Here is a 5,118-nt window from a genome sequence, read left to right as displayed (position 1 = left end):
ATTTAGGTTTAAAACCAGTCCGCTTTGGTAGTAGCAACCCGACTGGAAGGTTGTTGAAGAATGATTTCTCACCCTTCAATCGTTCGGTTTATCATAGTTAAACAATGATAATGCCCTGATTATACAAAGAAATAATCAGAATGCAACTTAAAGGTACTTCATATGTTATATAACCTAAATATTTGCACATAACGCCTGCATAACACGTTTGCTACGATACAGATTAAGTCTAAATTTACCACTTAATACGGTAAACCAGAAGAAATCTAGAATGCCGAATGTAGCAAATCGTGTTGATGCATTTGTTATGAGAATGTCTCACCCAGTGTGCACGACATAAATTGGCTGTGTGGATCAGGTTTGTAATCGGCAAAGGGATCACAATATTGAAAACCAAATTTTTCATAGAGATTACGAGCTGGTTTGAAGAACTCTTGTGAACCGGTTTCCAAGCTAATTTTCTTATAACCCCTATCCGATGAAACATTTAATACATGATTGAGAAGAAGCGTACCTACACCCAAATTTCGCGCATGATTAGAGGTTCTCATTGATTTCAGTTCCGCATGGTTTGAATCCAATTCCTTAATTGCTGCACAACCTAATAACTGCTCACCTTTCCAGCAGCTAAAGAACGTAATCTCAGGTACTTTTAGAGCGCTAACATCTAATGCGTGCACACTTTCAGGAGGAGACGTTGCATACATATCTTCCAGGTGTTCTTTTAATAACTGAACAACTTCACCGCCATTCAAATCATCTATTTTGATATCCATATTTAAAATTATCCCTTAATTCTCATAACGCCTGCATAACACGTTTACTACTATGCAATAATACTTAAAATTGACGCCCTAAAACGATAAACACCCGACAACCTGAGATGCCGAGTGTAGTAAATCGTGTTGATGCATTTGTTATGAGTAAATTACAACTTCAGTCCTTTTCTGTACATTAAAACGGAACAAAATGAGAGCCATAACACTTCTATTATTACAATAATGCCCAAAAACAAACTAAACTTTAAAGCAAATATATATGCAGCGATTAGGCATCCATAAAGTATCGTCGAAGAAAAAATCCCACTCAATACACCAACATGCTGAAAGTCATAATTATCATCTTTGCCATAACCCATAACTGCGGGCATGAATACACAATTTAATATAAACACAGGTAACGATAATGACGAAGCAAGCAATACAAATTTAATCCCATCTAATTCAAGAAAAAGTTCGGGAAGAAAAAGGTAAATAATTAGAACACCAGGAGCAATTACCGATAAAAAAAGAACCAATAATGTTGTTGTGAATAATCCATCTATACTTTTCAAATCTGAAACTATTGTCATTTTTATACATTTCTCCATTTTACTCATAACGCCTGCATAACACGTTTACTACTATGCAATTATACTTAATATTGACGCCTTAAAACGAGAAACACCCGGCAAACTGAGATTGCCGAGTGTAGTAAATCGTGTTGATGCATTTGTTATATTTTTATACGATTAAGCTAGTTCTTCACCAAAATACTCAAGTAGAAACTTTAAGGCTATTTCTTTCTCTTTATGAGGTAATGCTTGCAGAATTGCAATCGTATTGACTTTACCTGAACTAGAATCCCAAAAATTTTTCTTTATAACCTGATGCCGTCCACATAATGCTTGCCACTGCTTCATCGAACTAGGGTCTGCGTTGGGGTTTATAGAATGAGGTTGCATATGATCTGGCGTTAATTTAACTGTCCCTCCTCCTATTGGATCCGTTGCTCCATTTTTTAATCCACAGGACTCCCCTCCATCACACCACTCACAGGAATCATCTGCACGTACCAGAATAGCAGCCCAAGTTTCTTTTGTTGGTAATACTCGCTTTCCAGCTGCTGCTCTTTTATTCAATGATTCTAAAACATATTCCTCAACCGATAAAAATGCCCTGTCGCGCTTAGATAAAATGGTATAACCATCATCTGTACGTAACTCTGAAAGTCGTTGATGCCAATTTTCGGGTTCTTTACCTGTTGTTGGATCCTTGGAAACCTGAATAATCATTTCTCTAGTTACTATTTTACCTACATTATCTATAAGAAATGATTCTATGCGTTTTTTAATACTTTTTTCTTCATACTTTTTGGAAACAGCACCTAATTTAAATTTTTCACGATTCGACATAAAGCCTCCTTAGCTTCAGTGACAAACGATTTTATGTTATCGTTGGAATAACCGAACGCATGAAAGCAATTATGAACAAGAATATCAATAAGATAAGTCAAAGTTTAGCATTAAATATTGATACACAGAGCTCAATATTTGAAACTAGTACAAAAATCAACCAAGAAGTTGATGCTATTTGTCATCTTTATAAAGGTGACAATGAAATCATTCTGAGAAAACTGAATGATGAATTAAAAAATTCTATTGATTTTTGTTATATAGATCCGCCCTACAATACTAAAAATAAATTTATTTATAACGATAATCGAACGTCTAATAACCACACTATATGGGGAAGTCATGCCGAATGGATGCAATTTATGACTTCTCGATTAGTTCATTTGCATATCCTTCTTAAAGATACAGGGATCGTAGCCATCAGTATTGATGACTATGAACAACCATATCTGCGTATTCTTTTAGACCAAATATTTGGTGAGACTAATTTTATAGCGTGCATTAGCGTCTGTAGAAGCCGTAATGGTAAAGGAAGCAAAGGTAATATAGCAACCAACCATGAGTATATTATTGTCTATGGAAAAACCTCTCAAGCTGAGATTACGGGTTTTAAAGATGAAGATTCGTCATCTTATGATCGAAAAGATAAATATGGTTTATATAAAATAAATGGACTTTTCAGAAAAAAAGGAGACGCTAGTCTCAGAGAAGACAGACCGAATATGTTCTATCCTCTTTATTTCGATGAAAACGGCAACGTTTTTACTGAAAATAAAGATAAATTATTAAAAGAAGTATACCCAATGGACAGTAAAGGAATAGAACGTCGTTGGCTATGGGGGAAAGAAAAAGCTACAAAAGAATCTTGGAAATTATTTGCAAGTAAAAATGGTGTCATTTATGTTAAAAACTACCATTCCGAAGATAAAAGGATAAAACCGCGTAGTTTTTGGGATGATAATCGCTATTTAACAGAAAGAGCTACAAATCAAATAAAAGAAATATATGGAACCAAAGTATTCGAAACACCAAAACCATTAGATCTTATTGAAGACTTAATTATTAGCCACACAAAGAAAGATGCTTTAATTTTAGATTTTTTTGCTGGAACTGGAACAACAGCACACGCAGCTTTTAATTTAAACGAAAAAGATAATGGTACAAGAAAAGTCATTTTGATAGAACAAGAACAACCAATATCAAAAACGCACGTTGCTTATAAAAATGGATTTAACGTAATTTCTGATATAACAGAGTTTAGGTTAAGATGGTTGACAGAAAGTAACCCTAACTTTTCATTTCAATCTAAGTCTATATCATAAGAACTCTGGCCTTAATTTAATATTGAGGCCACTAAAAAATATAACGCCTGCATAACACGTTTGCTACGATACAGGCCTAGCTGAATTTTACTGCCTTAATCACTGAAACTAAAGACAAACCGACAGCGCCGAATGTAGCAAATCGTGTTGATGCATTTGTTACACGATCTTTGTCAACGCTTCGCTTTAATTGGTAAAGAACTGATTTACCAAGATTTACTGTAAACTGAGTTTAATTAGACTGGCTCAATTAAGCGAGCAAAATATCATTTCAACGGCAATAACTGTGAAACGAAACAATCCCTTTTTCTTACGCCATTTGTACGATCTGGTTTCAGCAAGTTTTCAGCTTATAAACTAAATATCCTAACCACAATTGGGATTGAAAATGCTGCGAGCAGAACACTGATACAAGATAAAATGAGGCATAGCCAAAGAACAATTGAAGCGTAAATTAGCCGCTGAAACGCCTGAATTTAAAACAATAATAGTTCAATGCCGAACCTGATGAAATGAACTCAAAAAGGAAACAAAGAAAAAGGAAATTCACCCTACTTTCACGCCTAAAAAATTAACGGCTCAATCGCTGAACTGAGCCAAAAAACTGCGATCTTAGAGTTCGTGTAACGCCTGCATAACACGTTTGCTACTATGCAATCATACTCAATATTGACGTATTAAAACGAGAAACACTCGGCAAACTGAGATTGCCGAGTGTAGTAAATCGTGTTGATGCAATTGTTACATGCGACTCAAGGAATGAGCAGATACTCTATCTTTAGCCAATTCAATAACTGCATGACCTAATTGAACCAAAGTACCAAAACTTGGTGTCGTTTCAGATTTTAATGAACGATAAGCACTCGTTCTACTTTTTATTCCTGCACGCTCAATTACAACACTGTGGCCAAATTGCTCAACATAAGAACGAATGGCCGCTTGCAAAATATCAGCTCGACCTTCTTGCATTGAATCCCATGAAGCCTGCTTGATTACCATTTCCATTTCTTTAACGTCAAAAGGCGTTAAATCAGATTCAGTATAACTACCAACCGTGATTTCTTTTAACGTTGCCGCTGATAATTCAACACCACTCCAATCAAGAGAGCCATCAGCAGTTAATGCAAACTTTTGAAAATTAGTCACATGACTAAATGCTTCTTTTTGAAAATACTCAGCTAAGTTTGCTTCACCGGTATAACCGTCACTAAAAGTAAGCTCAAGTGTAAAATTAGCTACCAAATCAACATCAATTACTTTCAACATACGTCACCTATAATTTACCCGGATTAATACCAGCAACTGCTTGTTTCCACATTGCCATCAATTTTACTCGATTGCTTTCAATGTGAGCTTCTGCTCGTTTTCGTTGCTTATTTGGTAAATAACCCTCTAAGCACTCTCCTGTTTCAATTGCTATGATTAGCTCATAGCTACCATATTTGACATGAATATGAGGCAATTTATGCTGCTTGTTGTCGAAAAAATACAAACAAAATGAAAGCCCAAGCAATGCATCTATCTCTGGCATAGCAACCTCTAATTATCAAATCTGGTTAAACTATAGCACCGTATCCCAAAAGAGACAACTTTAGCATGTAACGCCGCAATAACACGTGCGAA

At 35.4% G+C, this 5,118-nt stretch carries 5 protein-coding genes and 1 pseudogene; 1 reads left to right on the top strand and 5 read right to left on the bottom strand.

Features of this window, described 5'->3' with window-relative positions:
- Window positions 1-305 precede the first annotated feature (305 nt).
- From PVK70_RS18425 to PVK70_RS18415, 3 genes are all read right to left on the bottom strand, one after another.
- A complete protein-coding gene (locus PVK70_RS18425; protein WP_065611809.1) occupies window positions 306-776 on the bottom strand; it encodes a GNAT family N-acetyltransferase in 471 nt (156 codons plus the stop codon).
- A gap of 152 nt (window positions 777-928) precedes the next feature.
- On the bottom strand, window positions 929-1,351 hold the full coding sequence (locus PVK70_RS18420; RefSeq protein WP_130049418.1) for a hypothetical protein: 423 nt from the start codon (window positions 1,349-1,351) through the stop codon (window positions 929-931).
- Between the two features lie 159 nt (window positions 1,352-1,510).
- On the bottom strand, window positions 1,511-2,173 hold the full coding sequence (locus PVK70_RS18415) for a restriction endonuclease (RefSeq protein WP_130049419.1): 663 nt from the start codon (window positions 2,171-2,173) through the stop codon (window positions 1,511-1,513).
- A gap of 59 nt (window positions 2,174-2,232) precedes the next feature.
- Here PVK70_RS18415 and PVK70_RS18410 point away from each other — a divergent pair, with 59 nt between their 5' ends.
- Window positions 2,233-3,495 carry a site-specific DNA-methyltransferase gene (locus tag PVK70_RS18410; RefSeq protein WP_165367249.1) on the top strand — a complete coding sequence of 421 codons (1,263 nt, stop codon included), beginning with the start codon at window positions 2,233-2,235 and terminating at the stop codon, window positions 3,493-3,495.
- A 741-nt stretch (window positions 3,496-4,236) separates the two neighbouring features.
- On the opposite strand, the gene dhiA is transcribed toward PVK70_RS18410, so the two are convergent.
- Both dhiA and dhiT read right to left on the bottom strand, forming a co-directional pair.
- A complete protein-coding gene (dhiA, locus tag PVK70_RS18405; protein ID WP_130049420.1) occupies window positions 4,237-4,761 on the bottom strand; it encodes a type II toxin-antitoxin system antitoxin DhiA in 525 nt (174 codons plus the stop codon).
- Window positions 4,755-5,026 (bottom strand): annotated as a pseudogene (gene dhiT, locus PVK70_RS18400) (type II toxin-antitoxin system toxin DhiT). The gene dhiA and the pseudogene dhiT overlap by 7 nt, the downstream one beginning before the upstream one ends.
- Window positions 5,027-5,118: the final 92 nt, after the last annotated feature.

Source organism: Aliivibrio sp. A6 (assembly GCF_028765505.1).
In the GTDB taxonomy this organism is placed as follows: domain Bacteria; phylum Pseudomonadota; class Gammaproteobacteria; order Enterobacterales; family Vibrionaceae; genus Aliivibrio; species Aliivibrio finisterrensis_A.
This window is presented reverse-complemented; position numbering and strand designations above follow the sequence as displayed.